At 54.6% G+C, this 17,861-nt stretch carries 18 protein-coding genes; 13 read left to right on the top strand and 5 right to left on the bottom strand.

Translation table 11 applies throughout. The features are described from left to right. The first annotated feature begins 9 nt into the window (after positions 1-9). From KJ970_11210 to KJ970_11190, 5 genes are all read left to right on the top strand, one after another. Positions 10-537: a flavin reductase gene (locus KJ970_11210; GenBank protein ID MBU2691485.1), complete on the top strand. Its 528-nt coding sequence runs from the start codon at positions 10-12 to the stop codon at positions 535-537. 113 nt (positions 538-650) lie between these two features. Next, positions 651-3,140 (top strand): T9SS type A sorting domain-containing protein, encoded by a 2,490-nt coding sequence (locus KJ970_11205; protein MBU2691484.1) that lies wholly within the window; start codon positions 651-653, stop codon positions 3,138-3,140. A gap of 151 nt (positions 3,141-3,291) precedes the next feature. Further along, on the top strand, positions 3,292-5,376 hold the full coding sequence (locus KJ970_11200) for a prolyl oligopeptidase family serine peptidase (protein ID MBU2691483.1): 2,085 nt from the start codon (positions 3,292-3,294) through the stop codon (positions 5,374-5,376). A 45-nt stretch (positions 5,377-5,421) separates the two neighbouring features. Beyond that, complete coding sequence (locus KJ970_11195; protein ID MBU2691482.1) at positions 5,422-7,284, top strand: Ig-like domain-containing protein; 1,863 nt, start codon at positions 5,422-5,424, stop codon at positions 7,282-7,284. Positions 7,285-7,453: 169 nt separating this feature from the next. Beyond that, complete coding sequence (locus KJ970_11190) at positions 7,454-8,122, top strand: PEP-CTERM sorting domain-containing protein (protein MBU2691481.1); 669 nt, start codon at positions 7,454-7,456, stop codon at positions 8,120-8,122. Between the two features lie 54 nt (positions 8,123-8,176). Here the strand turns inward: KJ970_11190 and KJ970_11185 are convergent, their stop codons facing one another. Genes KJ970_11185 through KJ970_11175 form a run of 3 tightly spaced genes read right to left on the bottom strand, consistent with a single transcriptional unit; the run spans position 8,177 to position 9,983 of the window. Then, positions 8,177-8,857: a class I SAM-dependent methyltransferase gene (locus KJ970_11185; protein ID MBU2691480.1), complete on the bottom strand. Its 681-nt coding sequence runs from the start codon at positions 8,855-8,857 to the stop codon at positions 8,177-8,179. Between the two features lie 28 nt (positions 8,858-8,885). Then, positions 8,886-9,182, bottom strand: a complete 297-nt coding sequence (locus KJ970_11180; GenBank protein MBU2691479.1) for a hypothetical protein — start codon at positions 9,180-9,182, stop codon at positions 8,886-8,888. Positions 9,183-9,218: 36 nt separating this feature from the next. Next, entirely contained in the window at positions 9,219-9,983 is a 765-nt protein-coding gene (locus KJ970_11175) for a hypothetical protein (GenBank protein ID MBU2691478.1), read from the bottom strand. Between the two features lie 251 nt (positions 9,984-10,234). Here KJ970_11175 and KJ970_11170 point away from each other — a divergent pair, with 251 nt between their 5' ends. The 4 genes from KJ970_11170 to KJ970_11155 all read left to right on the top strand — a co-directional run bounded on the left by KJ970_11170 (position 10,235) and on the right by KJ970_11155 (position 13,374). Beyond that, complete coding sequence (locus KJ970_11170) at positions 10,235-12,085, top strand: carbamoyltransferase (protein MBU2691477.1); 1,851 nt, start codon at positions 10,235-10,237, stop codon at positions 12,083-12,085. A 23-nt stretch (positions 12,086-12,108) separates the two neighbouring features. Further along, positions 12,109-12,714, top strand: a complete 606-nt coding sequence (locus KJ970_11165) for a GNAT family N-acetyltransferase (GenBank protein ID MBU2691476.1) — start codon at positions 12,109-12,111, stop codon at positions 12,712-12,714. Continuing rightward, complete coding sequence (locus KJ970_11160) at positions 12,711-13,118, top strand: hypothetical protein (GenBank protein ID MBU2691475.1); 408 nt, start codon at positions 12,711-12,713, stop codon at positions 13,116-13,118. Before KJ970_11165 ends, KJ970_11160 begins: the two co-directional genes overlap by 4 nt. Before the next feature lie 94 nt (positions 13,119-13,212). Beyond that, the gene (locus tag KJ970_11155) at positions 13,213-13,374 is read left to right on the top strand and encodes a hypothetical protein (GenBank protein ID MBU2691474.1); all 162 of its coding nucleotides are present in this window, start codon (positions 13,213-13,215) and stop codon (positions 13,372-13,374) included. Between the two features lie 179 nt (positions 13,375-13,553). Here the strand turns inward: KJ970_11155 and KJ970_11150 are convergent, their stop codons facing one another. Beyond that, a complete protein-coding gene (locus KJ970_11150) occupies positions 13,554-14,384 on the bottom strand; it encodes a phage integrase N-terminal SAM-like domain-containing protein (protein ID MBU2691473.1) in 831 nt (276 codons plus the stop codon). A gap of 429 nt (positions 14,385-14,813) precedes the next feature. Here KJ970_11150 and KJ970_11145 point away from each other — a divergent pair, with 429 nt between their 5' ends. The 4 genes from KJ970_11145 (at position 14,814) to KJ970_11130 (ending at position 17,319) form a co-directional block, all read left to right on the top strand. Continuing rightward, positions 14,814-15,485 carry a hypothetical protein gene (locus KJ970_11145; protein ID MBU2691472.1) on the top strand — a complete coding sequence of 224 codons (672 nt, stop codon included), beginning with the start codon at positions 14,814-14,816 and terminating at the stop codon, positions 15,483-15,485. A 168-nt stretch (positions 15,486-15,653) separates the two neighbouring features. After that, positions 15,654-16,397 carry a class I SAM-dependent methyltransferase gene (locus KJ970_11140; GenBank protein MBU2691471.1) on the top strand — a complete coding sequence of 248 codons (744 nt, stop codon included), beginning with the start codon at positions 15,654-15,656 and terminating at the stop codon, positions 16,395-16,397. Positions 16,398-16,724: 327 nt separating this feature from the next. Further along, on the top strand, positions 16,725-17,012 hold the full coding sequence (locus KJ970_11135) for a type II toxin-antitoxin system RelE/ParE family toxin (protein ID MBU2691470.1): 288 nt from the start codon (positions 16,725-16,727) through the stop codon (positions 17,010-17,012). Then, the gene (locus tag KJ970_11130) at positions 16,933-17,319 is read left to right on the top strand and encodes a HigA family addiction module antidote protein (GenBank protein ID MBU2691469.1); all 387 of its coding nucleotides are present in this window, start codon (positions 16,933-16,935) and stop codon (positions 17,317-17,319) included. Before KJ970_11135 ends, KJ970_11130 begins: the two co-directional genes overlap by 80 nt. A gap of 301 nt (positions 17,320-17,620) precedes the next feature. On the opposite strand, the gene KJ970_11125 is transcribed toward KJ970_11130, so the two are convergent. After that, positions 17,621-17,861: group II intron reverse transcriptase/maturase (locus KJ970_11125; protein ID MBU2691468.1), on the bottom strand; the 241-nt coding region annotated here is incomplete at its 5' end.

The raw sequence follows: 17,861 nt of genomic DNA, 5'->3' as shown, positions 1-17,861 counted from the left end.
GAGAGTCCAATGATTCGGCGAGAGATACCTTTCGGTAAATTTCTGGTAAAGCCGCATGATCTCTGGGGCAGGCAATCGATGCTCCTCACCAGCGGCGACTTTAAAAAAAGGGATTTCAATACCATGACGGTCGGATGGGGAAGTTTCGGCACAATGTGGCAATTGCCCTTTGCTCAGGCCGTTGTCCGCCCCACGCGGCACACTTTCGAATTCATGGAAAGGCACAACTCTTTCACACTCTGCGCCTTTCCCCGGGAATACCGTGAAAAGCTTACGTTGCTGGGCACAAAATCAGGCCGTGATGGCGACAAAATCGCCGAAGCCGGTTTAACACCCATCCCCTCCAAGACAATCGACGCCCCCGGCTTCGAGGAAGCTGAGCTGATTATCGAATGCCGGAAGATCTACTGGGATGACATGCAACCGGACCGGTTTCTTCACCCTTCAACTGAATCGCACTACCCCGCCAAAGATTATCACCGGATCTATTTTGGTGAGATCAGGGCGGTTTATGGAAGCGACCTGTATTCAGCGTAACATCAACTCCGACAACATGTTTTCATCCTCTTTCGCGGTTGCATTTTAGCCTGTTCTCGACTATACTCTAATTGTGGATAATGCGGGGTTTCTTGACATGAGAGGATTCGGAAATGAAATTTCCTGCTTTCTTTTGCATCATTGCCTTGATGATAGCCAATGGCCTGATGGTAACGCCTCCTGCTCTTGCCGATCCACCGAGCACCTTCGATTTAAGGAACGTGGGCGGCGAAAACTATGTGACTTCAATTAAGAGCCAGCAGGGCGGCACCTGCTGGACCCATGGCGCCATGGCGGCGATCGAAGGAAATCTGTTGATGACGGGAGCATGGGCCGCAGCGGGTGAGTCGGGGGAACCGAATCTGGCGGAATACCACCTCGATTGGTGGAATGGTTTCAATCAACACAACAATGATGACAGATTGCCTCCATCCGGCGGCGGCCTGGAAGTTCATATGGGCGGTGATTACCTGGTCACGGCGGCCTATCTCGGCCGGCTGGAGGGGGCTGTCCGCGATATCGACGGCCAGTCCTTCGACGATCCGCCCCTGAGAAGCGATGCCAGCTATCACTATTTTTATCCCCGCGATATCGAATGGTATACTGCCGGATCGGATCTGAGCCGGATCAATACAATCAAAAACAAGATCATGTCCGAAGGGGTCATGGGAACATGCATGTGTTATGACGGCGGATTTATATCCAACTATATACATTACCAGCCCCCCAGCAGCCTATTGGACCCTAATCATGCCATCGCGATTATCGGATGGAATGACAATCTTGTGACCCAGGCCCCTTTGCCCGGCGCCTGGTTGTGTAAAAACAGCTGGGGCGAGGGGTGGGGGAACGCAGGCTGTTTCTGGATTTCCTATTATGACAAACACTGTTGCCAGAACCCGGAAATGGGGGCCATTTCATTCCAGGATGTCGAGCCCCTGCAATACGACACTGTTTATTATCATGATTATCACGGCTGGCGGGCGACAAAAACCGATTGCAGTGAAGGATTCAATACATTCACAGCCGTGAATAATGAAGCTTTGTACAGTGTCAGTTTTTACACCGCCGCAGATAATGTCACCTACACTATTAAAATCTATGATCGCTTTGTCGACGGAAACCTTCTGGATGAACTGGCGTCCAAGACCGGAACCATCGAATTTAAGGGATTTCACACCGTCGATTTGGACGCTCCGGTGGGTTTATCGGAAGGTGACGATTTTCATATCTATGTGGAGTTGTCCGACGGCGGTCATGCTTTTGATAGATCTTCGGATGTGCCGGTTCTTCTCGGCGCCCAGTACAGGACAACCGTCGAATCCATCTCTCATCCCGGCGAAAGCTATTATCGCGAAAACTCAGTGTGGCTGGATATGTATGATTATGCCGATTCCCCCTGGCCCAGCGGCACGGCGAATCTTTGTATAAAGGGACTGACAAAGAAAATCGGCATGGAGATCAATCCCTCTCTCGGTTTCCAGTCCGAAGGCCCCGAAGGAGGGCCCTTCACGCCTTCCAGCCAAACTTATGAATTCACCTACCGGGGTATGGATTCGATAGATTACGAAATCACTCTCGAACCCGCCGTCAATTGGCTCACCCTCACAGGCGACCTGTCCGGCACTCTGGCGCCGGATCAGCCGGCGAATATACTTGCCGAGATCAATTCCAGTGCGGAAATTCTGACGGCCGGCGCTCATCTGGCGGTCATCCATTTCACCAATACGACGAACCATCTTGGCGACTCGAACCGCAATGTCGTTCTGGCCATCGGTGCGGGCGCCGTGAAGCATGAATGGCTCATGGATACGGATCCGGGATGGACAACAGAAGATCAGTGGGCTTTCGGCGCTCCGCAGGGACTCGGCGGCCAGCATGGGGGGACTGATCCAACCAGTGGAAATACGGGAGTTAATGTTTATGGTTACAATCTCGCCGGTGACTACCCTAACAATCTCCCTGAGCGCCATCTCACAACATCGCCCATCGACTGCACAAACCTGTACAATGTTCACCTAAAGTTCCAACGATGGCTGGGTGTTGAGGAACCGGCCTACGATCATGCCTATGTGCGGGTCTCCAAAGACGGCATAAACTGGAACACGGTTTGGACCAATAGCCTGGAGATCGCCGATGTGTCCTGGAACGAGCAGGATATCAACATCTCTGCTATAGCGAACAACCAAGGCACCGTCTATATCCGATGGACAATGGGGACGACCGATGAGGGCTGGACCTACTGCGGGTGGAATATCGACGACGTACAAATTCTGGCGCTTGATCCGGCATCGGCAAGTGATATTGGAGAGTTCGATCAGAAGATTTCTTTAGGCCTCGAAACGGGACAGCCGAATCCCTTCTCGCCGGCGACGTTGATTCATTATACATTGCCCGGCAAAGAGAAGATCCGCCTGCGCATCTTCGACAGCCAGGGCCGGCGGGTTGCGACGCTTGTCGATGCATGGCAGGACGGCGGCCGGCATGCTGTCCGTTGGAATGGGAATAACGATCTTGGCATCCCGGTCGGGTCCGGTGTCTACTTCGCTCAATTGGAGGCAGGTCCCAACACCAGAACACGCAAGCTCATCTTGGCAAGATAAGGGCTTATGCCCTGGAACCGCTTTGCCCGGCCAGCCGCCGCGTCATTCCAAAACCGGCCGGCCGGGCACTGCATAATTCTTGACCATGATCCCTTCTGTAGTATTCTACCTCCAGACATTCACATTAAATTAAAGGTGGGAGCCTCTCTTCATGATTAAATATCCTGAATCCCCTTGTGACGATATCGTCGAAAAGATCCACGGCATCGAAGTCAAGGATCCCTATCGCCGGCTGGAAGATCTCGATTCGAACCAAACACAACAATGGATCGCGGCCGAAAACGACGTAACATTCCGGTACCTGGATAAGATCCCCTTCAGAAACAGCATCCACCGCCGCATGACAGAGTTGTGGAATTATGAAAAATTCGGCATTCCCTTTAAAAAGGGAGAACGGTATTTCTTCACAAAAAACAACGGGCTCCAAAACCAAGATGTTCTCTACTGGTCTGAATCCTTGGCCGGGGAACCAAAAGTTCTTTTGGATCCAAATGCCCTCTCTGATGATGGAACGATCTCACTCATCGAGTTCGCCGTCAGCGATGACGGCAAGAAACTGGCCTATGGCCTCTCGGCATCGGGTTCCGACTGGCAGGAATGGCGATTCATGGAGGTCGGAAGCGGCCGGACTCTCCCGGACAAACTAAACTGGGTTAAATTCTCGGGAGCGGCCTGGTCAAAAGATGGGATGGATTTTTATTACAGCCGTTATGACGAGCCAGATGAAAGCGATATCTACAAGGGCGCAAATTACTACCACAAGCTGTACAAGCATCGCCTCAACACGCTTCAATCTGAAGATATTTTGATCTATGAAAAGCCCAATGAGAAGGAATGGGGATTTGAAGGGCATGCTACACATGACGGGGCGTACCTGCTCATCCTGATTTGGAAAGGGACGTATCGTGAAAACGGCATCGCTTATCTCGATCTCCAAGACCCTCAGGCGCAGGTTATCGAGCTGCTGACCGATTTCGACGCCTCCTACCATTTTATCGGTAATACCGGCTCCATCTTCTATTTTATGACCGATCTTGATGCTCCTTCAGGAAGGGTCATCTCCATGGATACGCGCCGCGGCGCAGGCTTGGAGAAACAGGAGATCATCCCCCCCGCCGGCGATGCCCTTCAAAGCGTCGAGTTTATCAATAAGATGTTCGCCGCTATCTATCTGCACGATGCGCATACACGCATAAAAGTCTTCAATAGAACCGGAGAGTTTATCCGCGAAATAAAGCTGCCGGGAATCGGGACGGTCGAGCAGATCCGTGGACGGTATGACGACAGGGAGGCCTTCTTCTCATACACTGATTTTACGACACCCGGCACCATCTGCCATTATGATATGGGAACCGGCGAGTTGAATGTCGTCTGGCAGGCCGAGCTTCCTTTCAAGGCCGATGATTATGAAACCGAGCAGATCTTCTATGACAGCAAAGACGGAACAAAGGTGCCCCTGTTTATCTGCCATAAGAAGGGGATCCAGCTCGACGGCCATCAACCGGCACTCCTTTACGGCTATGGCGGATTCAATATCGCCAGGACCCCATTCTTCTCGGTACCGCACCTTGTATGGATGGAAATGGGCGGTCTCTTCGCGCTCGCGAATATCCGGGGAGGAGCGGAATACGGAAAGGAATGGCATGAACAGGGCACAAAGCTAAAAAAACAAAATGTCTTTGATGATTTCATCGCCGCGGCCGAGTGGCTGATCGACAACAAATATACGTGCCCATCGAAACTGGCCATCAGCGGGCGCAGCAATGGCGGCCTGCTTATCGGAGCCTGCATGACGCAGCGGCCCGATCTATTCGGCGCCTGCATCCCCATTGTCGGCGTCCTCGACATGCTGAGGTTTCACAAATTCACGATCGGCTGGGCTTGGACATCCGACTATGGTTCGCCGGACGACCCGGCGGAATTCGAAGCGCTCCTGGCCTATTCCCCTTATCACAACTTGAAGCCGGGAACGGCCTATCCGGCGACCCTGATCTGCACCGGAGACCACGACGACCGGGTCTTTCCAGCTCACAGTTTTAAATTCGCCGCGGCCTTGCAGAGTGTTCAAACAGGTGAACAACCGGGTCTTATCCGTATTGAAACCAAAGCCGGTCACGGCCTTGGAAAGCCGGTCTCAAAACTGATCGATGAGGCCACGGACCAATGGGCCTTCTTGACGACGGCGCTCGACATAACACCTGCGGGTCCCGCCGGAGATCTGGTGGTGGATCCATAGCCCCGGTGGCTCGGAAGATATCCGTTGAATAGAGAGGAACGGCGCATGTTCAAAAATCGATCATTCCGTAAAATGTTGCCGCTTTTCGCATTCCTTGTCTACATCCTGCCCGCCCTCCTCGGCGGATGCGGGCGCGACAAAGCGACCCAGCCGGATGAACATTCCGGTGGCCCCACGGTAACAATTACGCATCCGACTGATAACAGCACCGTCTCCGGCAATGTCACGGTCACGGCCGACGCGACCAACGCCGGGATGGTGAGATTTTACATTGAGAGCACCGAGATCGGGAATGACGCGACCTCTCCCTATGCGATCATGTGGAATACGGCGAATACATCCAACGGATCCCACACATTGAAGGCGAAGGCGGAAGGATCCAATGCCACGGCGGAAAATGAAATCACCGTGATTGTCAACAACATGACCGGCGAGATCGCCGTGGCGGTCCAGCCGGCCACAGCCGTTGTTCAATTGGGCGCCACGCGGCAATTCACCGCTATCGTCACCGGCACAACCAACACAGGCGTGACCTGGAGCGTTGATAGCGGATCTTCCTTCGGAACGATCAATGCATCAGGTCTTTACACCGCGCCCGCCGCCCTGCCGAATCCGGCAACGGCTGTCGTTCGCGCCACCAGCGCCGCCGATCCATCAAAGAGCGGAACAGCCCAAATCACGCTGACCGAAACCGGCGGTGAGATTTCGGTGAGCATTACCCCTCCAACCGCCACGGTCACATTGGGACAAACGCAGCAATTCAGCGCGCAAGTCACCGGTACAACCGACACAGGCGTGACCTGGAGTGTTGATAGCGGCTCTTCCTTCGGATCGGTCAATGCATCAGGTCTTTACACCGCGCCGGCCGCCCTGCCGAATCCGGCAACGGCTGTCGTCCGCGCCACCAGCACGGCCGATCCGTCGAAAAGCGGCACGGCGCAGGTGACGCTGCAGAGCAGTGGCGGTGTCCCCACCGAAGAAAAGGAACTGATTCAGGAGATTTTCGATACCGCCTACTCGTCGAACGAATTGACCGAAGAATCTATTTCATTGGCCGCGCAGGCGGTTTGGGGAGCGACGGAGCTCAATGGTGGATCGCCGACCTTCACGGGAACGCTTACCCAATCCGCCCCCAATTCTGAGGATTTCACCTACTCCCCGACGCCCAATGACCGGCTCATCGTGCTCTTCTCCGGATCTCCCGCCATAGAATTCGTATTTACACAATTCGACGGCTATGTCGACGGCACCTGGGAAGATTTTCTCGATGAACATGAGTTGGATTTCACTGTCTTTATTCAGGATCAAATGAATTTCAGAATCCAAAGCGAGAAGGGTTCCGTTGGGTACGGTCATTGGCAATGGCAGCGACGGAGTACCGGCTCGGTGGTTTACAACGATGAAACGCTTCAAATCGACATTGTCGACGAAGGGGACCAGACCTCATCGGTTGACTCGGGCTGGGCGGAATCTGAACTCACCACCGGAACCACCGGGACGGTTACATCACCAACCGCTTCCATTACGGTCAATCAATCCTATTGGTCCCATTTGATTCATAATTCCGGAGACGCGGTAGAGATTAGGAACTTTATTTTTAGGAATGGGAATACCGCCTCATTCAATGGATCCAACTATCAATTCGTCGGCGAGGAAGCCGGCCGGCCGGCTTCGGTGCGCTGGGAGGCTTATACACACTTCGGCAGTGGCGGGCCCGATTCCACTTGGCTCAATACCGTGTCGGAACCCGACTACTGGCTTTATGAAGGCGGCCTGCTCAAGGACGGCGCTGTTTATGGGCTGCTCCAATTCACCGGTCCGGTCATCTCCGGCACTTGGGGCCCCGATCTGGAACTTCATACCGCTGAGGGGGATATCCTGCTGCATTCCCTGATCAACATGCCGTGAGGCGATCCCGCCGGCGCCCCGCGGGCGGCCGCCGGCTCATCATACTTGACCGCTGGGAGATCCCTCATTAAGATGGGGTGTTAGTGCAAAGAACATCCATCTGTGAAGTCGCAAATGGGTTAGCAGTAAAATCCTACAACATCGGATCCACTTCAACTGGAGGTCAAGGATGACTGCTGTACTGAGTCGTTGTTTCGGACTCCTCGCTGTTCTCGGACTGCTCGTCTCCCCCGCCGCAGGTTTTCTCCTTTTTGAGGACATGTCTCTCTTCATGGATTCGGCGGGAGATCTTCAGCACGTTGATTTCACCGATCTGCCCGATGGGACGCTGCTGGCCAATCAGTATCAGGTTCTGGGTTTGACTTTTCCCCAGGGAGATGACTACGGCTATACTGATGATCGCTTCCAGCTCGATGAACACGGCATCTCCGGCGGCGGTGAAGATCCATCCACGATAGGATTCGACTTCGATGAAGCCATAGCGAGTTTCGGGATCGCCTTTCCCGGAGCCTTGCAGGTTGAGGTCTTTGACTATCTGGGCGGATTGTCTCTCGGTAGCTTCGTCTTTGGACCGAATCCTACATTAACCCCGCGGGTGGGGGCCTACCCCTTCGGAGGGATTATCGCCGAGGCGGGGCAGGAATTCGGCTATGTCGAGGTGACGGCTTGGGCGAACAACGAAGCAGATCTGTTGGGGCGCCGGGCCGATGTCGACGACCTGTTCTTCTCAAACCTCACCCCCGATGTACCGCCCGTTCCCGAACCGGCGACCATCGGGCTGACGCTTCTCGGATTGAGCGTTCTTTCCCTCTCAAGGAAGCGCCGGAAGAACAGCTAGAGGATTCCAGTTCAAAGGAATATCGAAAGACCCGCCCCATCAGGCGGGTCTTTTTTATTTGGTCATCTCACAAAAGAGGCTCGATCCGTCTACTTCTACAATATTCGCTTGAACATTGAGACCGTGGAGCAAGGCATGAAAGCCGGCGGGTGTTACGGTCGTCGCCCGAAAACCGTCACGACAGACGATGACGCCATCGCGGGTTTGTTCCTCATCAATCTCCCCCAACAATCCGGCGGCGGCCTGCAGGCGGAACCATTCCAGCCGGTCATTCCAAAACCTCTCCGCATAGCTCGAAAAAAGGGCGCGGCCGCCCGGTCTCAGCACGCGGAGAGCTTCGAGGATCAAGGCGCGTTGGTCGACCTGAAAGGCGGAGATCCCATTTTGAAGGCACAAAACGCAATCAAAATGATCCTCTTTGAAGCCGAGTCGAGCGGCGTCCATCACCTGAAGATCGAAGGAGCGGCATCCGCATCCGGCGAGGTATTCCCGGCCGTACTCGAGATTATCGAAAGAGGAGTCGATGCCGATGATCCGCCCGGCTTTCGCGGCGATCGGCGGCAGGAGGCGGCCGTACCCGCAGCCCAATTCAAGGACGGATTGACCGGGCCGGATTTGTTTCAGCGCATGATTCAGCTCGGATTCGAGATAGCGGCGCACCCGGGCGGACGCCACCTCATAGCATTGTAGCAGGCGTTTGCCGGATAGCCTTTCGCTGTAATACCCGCTCCCCATGGAATGATCCGCTCCATCACTCCCGGGCTCATTTCCCCGCGGCGTCTGAAATCATCTGCTTCAATTCGTAATAGTTGCTGGGCGTCACGAGAGTATGCGCTCCGACATTATATTTTGTTATGAAAACATTGTTCTCGTCCACAATGATGACGTCATAGCCGATCACATCCCACTCCTGCCAGGCGTGCTCACCTGTAGTATCTTGAAGGTAAGGCAAGCTGCTATGAGCGCACATGACCGCGTTGTTCACCTCGTTATTCGGCATATTGAGTCCAAGAATGCGGACATCCAGAGCCAATCCTTCATTCTCCAATTCCGCCTGCATCGAACCAAGTAGCTCAAACTGAGCGTAGCAGGAAGGTCAGGTGCTGCCTCTAATGAAGCCCCATACGGATATTTTCCCCAGATAATCCCGCGGTGAAACAAGTGTTCCCGAGGTTGGTGTATCCGGGTGCATATCTTCCAACATGAAATCCGGCACCATGGTGGCGGGATCGACACTTGAGAGAAAAAGCCGCGCCGTGGCGCATGATTCGGGATCGACCAAACTCGTCGCACGAATCGTCACCGCATACGTCGCCGGCATGACGGCAGGAGCGGCGTAAAAGCCGTCGGAATCGATACTCCCCCAATCCTCACTCTCATCGATGCTCCAGGTCACATCGGGATCGAGCTTGCCGGTCGTCGCTGTAGCCTCAAACTGATGTGTTTGGCCGAGCTGCAGCGTGATCTGCTTCGGCGAGATCGTCACAGTAATCAGGCTTCCGATATCAATCAATGCCGTGGCCTGCTTTGTAGAGTCCTCAACACAGGTAACACGCACCGTGGCCGTCGCCGGATCGGGCATTGTGTCGGGCGCTGTGTAGACTCCGGTCGTGTCTACCATTCCCCAACCAGGCCCTTCATCAAGAGACCAGGTCACATCGGGATCAACCGCCCCGGTAACGGTGGCATTGAATTGATAGGTGTGTTGTACACGGACCATCACTTGAGCTGGGGTGATGCGGACCTTGATGCCGTCATCCGGCTTGGTCGATTTATCCGAACCACATCCGGCAAGACAAACAAGCCCGGCGACCACGAGCAGTGAAAACAAGAGCCGAAACCATGGTGTCCCGCCACGCATTCGCTCTCCTCCTTCTTGAGAGTTTTGATCTTAGAGTCTTCTGCCGATCAGTTCATAACGGCCATCCTGAGTTTACACCAGGGGCCCCGGGTCCGGCAGTATCATCTTTTTCGCTCCAAGGATCGGCAGCCCTGGCGCCAAAAGGCTGTATCGTGTTGTAACGCTTGGAGTTAAGGCGAGTTGTGGGAATACCCTAGACCCTATGATATTCTCTAACCCTAGTCGCATTCAAGATCTGGGAGATTTTTTCAATGCCGGACAGCCTCACTATCCTCGGTCTCTCGGCCTTCTACCACGATAGTGCCGCCTGTTTGTTGCGCGACGGAAAGCTTGTCGCCGCCGCACAGGAAGAGCGGTTCAGCCGGAAGAAACATGATTACCGCTTTCCGGCGCACGCCGTTGAGTATTGCCTGCAGGAAGCAGAGATCGACATCAGCGCCATCGATTATGTCGTTTTTTATGATAAACCCTTTCTGAAATTTGAGCGGCTGCTGGAATCGTATCTCGCCTACGCGCCCAAGGGGATCACCTCTTTTTTAACGGCGATGCCGATTTGGATGCGGCAAAAGCTGCTTCTCAAGGATCTCATTTGCAAAGAATTGAACTATAATGGCGAGATACTCTTTCCCGAGCATCACGAATCGCACGCCGCCTCCGCTTTCTTTCCCTCGCCCTTCCGTGAAGCGGCCCTGATTACGGCGGATGGGGTCGGCGAGTGGGCGACGGCTTCTTATGGGATCGGCCGGGATAACCGGGTCCAGATCCTATCCGAGATAAAGTTTCCCCATTCCTTGGGACTTCTTTACTCAGCTTTTACATACTTCACCGGCTTCAGGGTCAATTCCGGCGAATACAAAATCATGGGATTGGCCCCCTACGGCGAGCCCCGCTATGTCGATTTGATCAAATCGGAGCTTATCGATATCAAGGATGACGGTTCCTTCCGGCTCAATCTCCCCTATTTCAATTATCAAGTCGGATTGACGATGACAAATGACCGGTTTGCAAAGCTCTTCGGCGGCCCGCCGCGAAAGCCGGAGACGCCGATCACAAAACGCGAAATGGATATGGCCCGGTCGATCCAGGTCGTCACCGAAGAGGTCATGTTAAAGATGGCGGCGCATGTTCACAAAGAAACGGGCGCGCGTTATCTCTGCCTGGCGGGCGGTGTCGCTCTGAATTGCGTGGCCAACGGCAAAATCCTTCGGGAAGGCCCCTTTGAAGATCTGTGGATTCAGCCCGCTTCCGGCGACGCCGGCGGCGCCCTCGGCGCGGCCTATGCTATTTGGCATCATTTCCTCGATCAACCCCGCAAGCTTGATTGGTCTCATCAGGACAAGGCGCCGCGGGATCAGCAGACCGGTTCGTATCTCGGACCCGAGTTCTCAGAAAGGGAGATCCTAGCGTATCTCGAAGCGGAGGGGATTCCCCATGAGAGATTCCTCATCGAAGAGATCCCGAGACTAACAGCGGAACTTATCAATTCCGAGAGAGTCGTCGGATGGTTTCAGGGCCGGATGGAGTTTGGCCCGCGGGCGCTGGGCAGCCGCAGCATCATCGGCGACGCCCGTTCCCCGAAGATGCAATCGGTCATGAATCTAAAGATTAAATACAGGGAATCATTCCGCCCCTTCGCACCGACGGTCCGGGCGGAAGATGTCTCCGAGTGGTTCTCGATCGACCGGGAAAGCCCCTATATGCTTCTCGTGGCCGACGTGCATCCCGATAAATGGCGAACCCTGACAGCGGAGGAAGAGAAGCTCACCGGGCTGGCAAAGTTGCACGTTCCCCGGTCGGAAGTTCCGGCTATTACGCATGTCGACTTCACGGCGCGCCTGCAAACGGTGAACAAACTCGACAATCCGATCTATCACGCCATGATCACGGCCTTCAAGGAACTGACCGGATGTCCCGTCATTATCAACACATCGTTCAATGTGCGCGGCGAACCGATCGTTTGCTCACCCGAGGATGCTTATCGCTGTTTCATGCGAACCGAAATGGATTATCTCGTCATGGGACCCTTCATTCTCGATAAGACAAAACAACCGGCTCGTGAGGAGTCGCCGGAGGAGTGGCAGCAGGAATTTCCACCGGATTAAGAGGCGCTGAATCTAAAGTGACTATGGAAATCCAACAAGACAAGATCATCGCCGCCGGCGACAGGGCCGTCCTCCGGGACAGGGAACCCGATGATCTTGAGACGCAACTGCGTTGGTTCTCACGGGGCGAATGGCTGCAATTCGACGCCCCCTGGGAGCATATCGATTTCCCTCAAACGGCGGAGGAGCGCGAAAAGTTTAAGACGAATTTCCTGATTCATTGCGACAAAGGCAAGGTCACCCCGCGCAAATCGGCGATTATCGCCTCGAAGGAGGGTCTCTCGCTGGGATGGGTGAATCGTTACGCCGATGAACGATTCCCCGCCGTTTGGAGCATCGGCATCGATATTTGCGAGGATGCGTATTTAAACAAAGGGATCGGCACTGAGGCCCTGCGCCTCTGGATCCGGCATCTTTTTAAGAACTCAGACATTCACAAAATCGCCCTCGCCACATGGTCGATGAATCCGCGAATGAAGCATGTCGCGGAGAAGATCGGTTTTGTCCGTGAGGGCGCGGAGCGCGAAATGATCAAGTGGAAGGGCGCCTGGCATAATCGCATCCATTACGGGTGCCTCCGTTCGGAATGGGAAAAGATGACAGAGCCGGATGGGAGCGTGACGTCATGACGGAACAGAATCACAGGGGACTCCCAAAAGAAGTCCGTCAATTCGGATACCTGGTCGGCGGTGTCCTGATCCTCCTCAGCGGCCTCAGCTGGTGGCGCGACGGCAAGATCCCCTGGCCTTTCCTTATGGCGCCCGGCGTTCTTCTCATGCTCATGACCCTCCTCAAACTTGCGGTCATGAAACCGATCTATAAATATTGGATGAAGTTCGCGCACGTTCTCGGCTGGGTCATGACTCGGGTCATCCTCTCGGTTTTCTACTACATCGCAGTGACGCCGATCGGCCTGATCATGCGGCTCACCGGACATGATCCCCTCAAGAAAAAAGCGGTCCCTCAGGAATCGTATTGGGAGCGGCGGGATCCTGAGCCGACAGACCCCAACCAGTACCGCAAGCAATTCTAGGTCAGAGATTTTGGGCGCCGCCGATTCTAATCTTGATGAATTTTCTCCAGGTGACATCGTATAGAGATGGTGGTTCCACCTGCGCATGGAGGGAATGATGGAAGCTGCACTTGCTTTACCGATTTGGTTCATCTTTGGAGTGATCGGCGCCTGGATCGCCACCACAAAAGGGCGTTCAGGTTGCGGATGGTTCCTGCTGTGCAGTCTGCTCGGGCCGATCGGCCTCTTCTTCGCGGCGGTTGTGCCGAGGAGGTAATTGAGGCACACACGTCATCTTTTGACGGCGATTCATCCTGCCCGAACGGCGTTCACCTCTTCAAACTAAGTGGTCTCAGGGAGTCGGTGACCTTTTCGGGGGTATTAATTCAGTAACTTATAAATCATCCAGCGGACTGCTTATATCCGATCCCAATGTCGGCAATACATGGGTGTAGATCATGGTCGTCTCAACGCTTTTGTGCTCGAGGGAAAGACAAACTGCCAATACCGCTCGAGCCCAGCGTTGGGATACTTTCTCTTGAAGCTGTTCGGCAACGGGGCTTCCCAGGCGCCGGCATTCAGATCTCGGTGATGCTTGGCTTTCACTCTCTCCAGGTGTTTCTGTAATCCGGGATGCAACCGTTTTGGGAGTAGGGTAACGCGGTCCGTATCGCCTTTGCCCGCGCGAATGGTGATCGTGCCGGCGTCGAAATCGAGATCCTTCACGCGTAATTGTACAAGTTCATTCAGCCGCAGGCCTCCGCCGTAGATCACGGCCAACATGATCCGAGCCAGACCCCGCAGTTGAGCGAAAAGGGCGCGCACTTCTTCGATCGTCAGGACGACCGGGAGCTTTCGTCTGCGTCGGGCGCGAACCGTATCCTTCATGTCGCCGAAATCAGCGCAGTAGACATAACGGTGCAGGAAAAGCAGGGCGTTAAAAGCCTGATTCTGCGTGGCGGCGGCCACCTTGCGACGGGTCGCCAGGTAGCTCAGGAAGGCCTGGGCATCGGCCGTTGTCGGCGGCCCTTTTCTATTCCGGCCCAGAAAATTGAGATATCGCTGGGACCAACCCAAATAGGCGCTCAGCGTACTAGGCGCGTAATGACGTAATTCGAGGAGCCGTCGCAGTTCGGCCAGCGCCGCCGGCGGATCCAGAGAGCGGCTTTGCGGTTCGTGGGTTGTTTCGAGCCTGGATTCGGGATTCCCCCCATCCAGCTTTTTGTACTGGCCGCAATAGAGGCTTACAGCGTCAGCAGCTTGACGGATTTGGCGATCCGTCGCCATCCGCGAACGACGTAACCAAAGCTCAAAGCCACGTAGGTTATCATTCGGTTGTGTCGCCACAGGTCCAGAAGCGTGCCAAGGAGCCATCTCCGATCTACTGCCTCTCTCTATGCGGACCTCCTCATAACCACGATAATACGGGGTAACGATGATGGTTCGCTTTCCCATATGAATATTCCCAACTTCAATGAACCTCCCGATATCCAGACTCCAACGGTGTTACCGCGCCGTCATCATAGCGCAGGAAAACCGTTACAGGTTGGACACCTAACAGGGTGTGCTGTATTCTATTGCCAGCAGTGTGCCAGTGAATAAACATGTAATGAAATGGAAGTTTTAAGGGCGCCGTTTACAGCGCAGGCGCCTCCCGATCCGGCGAATCATGATGGTCGGATAAGGAATGGTTAGATGGGCAGAGAGGGGGCTGCCATGAAATTTCCATGGATAGTTTCAATTCTGGTAGCAACTATTTCCTTCGGGCTTGCGGCAGTAGGGATAGCGACGGCTCAAGATGAAATCTGCCCCGAAACTCCTCTTTGGACTCACCACGATGGCAGTTTTGAATATGGATATAGCTGGCAGTGGACAATGACTCCTCCAGACCTCGGATCATTCGCAGAGCGGTTTACAGGGGCGGGCACGGTGTGCGGTATACAGTTCTACCTGACGACCACAGGTTTTGCGGCTCCTGATATAAGCCTCTTTGTCTGGGCGAGCGATTCCGGCTCACCGGGAAATGTTCTTAGCGTTCTCCAGGGTCTCCATGTTTCAGCCCCGCCGTTTTGGCCAACTTGCTGGGGGTATGATATCGAGATCTACGCCCGGGTCCCGAATGAGTTCTTCGTCGGAATTTGGCCACATTCAGGTGACGACATAATGTCTCTAGCGTCCGATCTAGACAGCAGCCCCGAGGATTCATGGACCAAAGTTCCAGCCGGTCATCAGTGGGCTGAAGGCTGGCATCAATTGTCCGAAGTTTGGCCCGATGACGCGGGCGCCCTAAGCATTGGGGTTTATAAGATGCCGGCAAATTCGGGCCTACCGAATCCTACGAATGCCAGCAAGCTGACCTGGGGTTCAATCAAGGGGCTATACAAATAGCTCATTGAATGCGTAGAGCCATCTAACGAGCTAATTAACCCGACGAACGCCATTGTCACGCCCCTCGCAAAGAGAGATAATAGTAGCGCGATGTTGGGAGTAGGCGAGGGTCGCGCCAATGACCCTCGCGGGTTATTAGAACGTTCTGCAAGAGACATGAGGGGCACCATGGAGATGTTCAGGCTGTATGATGACCTCGCCTGGCTGTGGCCGATGTGGGGCGGTCCGGAGGAGTACGCTGACTATTGCACCCATGTGGTCCGACTCATCAGCGCACACGCCCAGATTCCTGTCCGATCACTCTTGAACATTGGGTGCGGTGGGGGAAAGAACGCCTTCAACCTGAAAAGACACTACAACGTGACGGGGCTTGACCTAAGCCCGCGCATGCTCGAATTGTCTAGGGCACTGAATCCAGAATGTGCATTCCTGCCCGGTGACATGCGTGGCTTCAACCTCGACAGAGCCTTTGACGCCATCCTGATGGATGACGCCATCTCGTACATGGCGAACCGTGCAAACCTAAGATCGGCGTTTGAGGCGGCCTACCGACATCTCAGCCCCGGTGGCGTCATGGTCGTCGGACCCGATTATACAAAGGAAACATTCGTTCAGAACCGGACTGTCGCCACCCCGGCGGTCGGGACTGCAAAACTGGCAAAGGTAGAGGTTGTGTTCGTCGAGAATGACTACGATCCTGACCCAACCGATGAGTGCTACGAGGGGACAATTCTCTACCTGATCAGAGAACACGGCAGACTACGGGTCGAGACCGACTGCCACATTCTGGGACTCTTTGCCTACGAGGTGTGGCGAGAGACATTGACGGAAGTAGGTTTCCAGATACATCAGGAGAACTATGTCGAAGGCGGCAGAGAGCATGTGACGTTTGCGTGCTTGAAGCCGAGATGATGAAGGAGCCGAACTAGTGAATGGAGCGGACCGGGACTTTGTCCCCGGCTGTCACGGGATGGGTTTGCACCCATCCCGCGCCAGGTCAGCGCTTGGGCCCGGCCGCTCATTCTGTCGTTCGGTAGAAGAACTCCACATGCTCGGATGGACTAGAAGGAACTCCCCATCCTAAAGTTTGGGATCACCTACCTTAAAGCTGGTTGCTCAAATTGCATGCCGCTGGAGAAGGCAAAGGATGGTGCCGAATCGCATGAAAATGTCATTACTGACAGTCAACGTTAGAAATCGGAACTTGACACATGACGTTACGCGCTATATACTGACACCATGATTCGATCCTTCAGCTCCCGAGACACTCAAGCTATCGCCAACCGGATGCCAGCGCGGCGACCGCCCCACGATATCCAGAGGGTGGCTTTGCGGAAGCTCAGGATGCTCAACCAGGCAAGAACTCTGCAGGACTTGCGTGTGCCCCCTGGGAATCGACTCGAAGCCCTGAAGAGTCCACGCAAAGGACAGCACAGTATTTGCATTAATGACCAATGGCGGATCTGTTTCCGGTGGAACAACGGAGACGCCCACGATGTCGAGATCGTGGATTACCACAAAGGATAGACTCATGGCCAAGAAAATGGATCCGGTCCATCCCGGCGAAATCCTTTTGGAGGAGTTCCTCGTCCCGATGGAACTGAGCCAGAACAAGTTGGCGTGTGATCTGGGGGTTTCGCCTCGGCGTATTAATGAGATCGTGCTCGGCAAACGCGCCATCACAGCGGACACAGCGCTTCGTCTGGCCCGATATTTTAAAATGTCCCCTGAGTTCTGGATGGGACTCCAAATGGAATACGAACTTGATGTGGAAGCCGATCGGCTGGGGCAGCGCCTAAAGAAGGAGGTCGGCATGTACCGTAAGGTGGGCTGATCTCAGGAATTCGCTTTCGAAGGCAATCGTCCTTCCTGCTTCGATCGTCCTCTCCGATTTGGTCGTTGCCCCCACTCCACCAATTTTGGCAATGGACCCACTCATGCCCTTCAGTTATAATTAACGTTGGTTCTGAGACAGCATGGGTGGTCGCACCGAAACCGAAGTGGACCGTCGGAAGTACTTGAAGGGACTATTCGGCGAATCGGGTAGCCGGAGGCGTCTAACTTCCAGCCCCCACACCACCTCTGCATGCGGGTCCGCACAGGGCGGTTCACGATGATGGAGCACACGAGAAACCTCACGCATAGCCATGCGCTTTCATCCACAGGTCGCAAACGGAAAGCAGTCCCTGGCTTGCAAGCCACACATTCGTCATCCCGGTCTGCGTCGCGAGGGATTTCGACAGGTGCCAGTAGCTCTTGCGACTGATCGCCGTCAAGATCGCCTCGCGTTTGCGTGTTCCCAATGCCAACAGTTTCCCCACCTTTGTTCGCGCCCGGCGCCACTGCTTCCAGTAGCACATTCGGACACGCCGGCGG

The organism is Candidatus Eisenbacteria bacterium, from assembly GCA_018831195.1.
Lineage (GTDB): Bacteria > Eisenbacteria > RBG-16-71-46 > CAIMUX01 > JAHJDP01 > JAHJDP01.
Note: the sequence above shows the minus strand (reverse complement) of the source record. Positions and strands in the feature narration are given on the sequence as shown.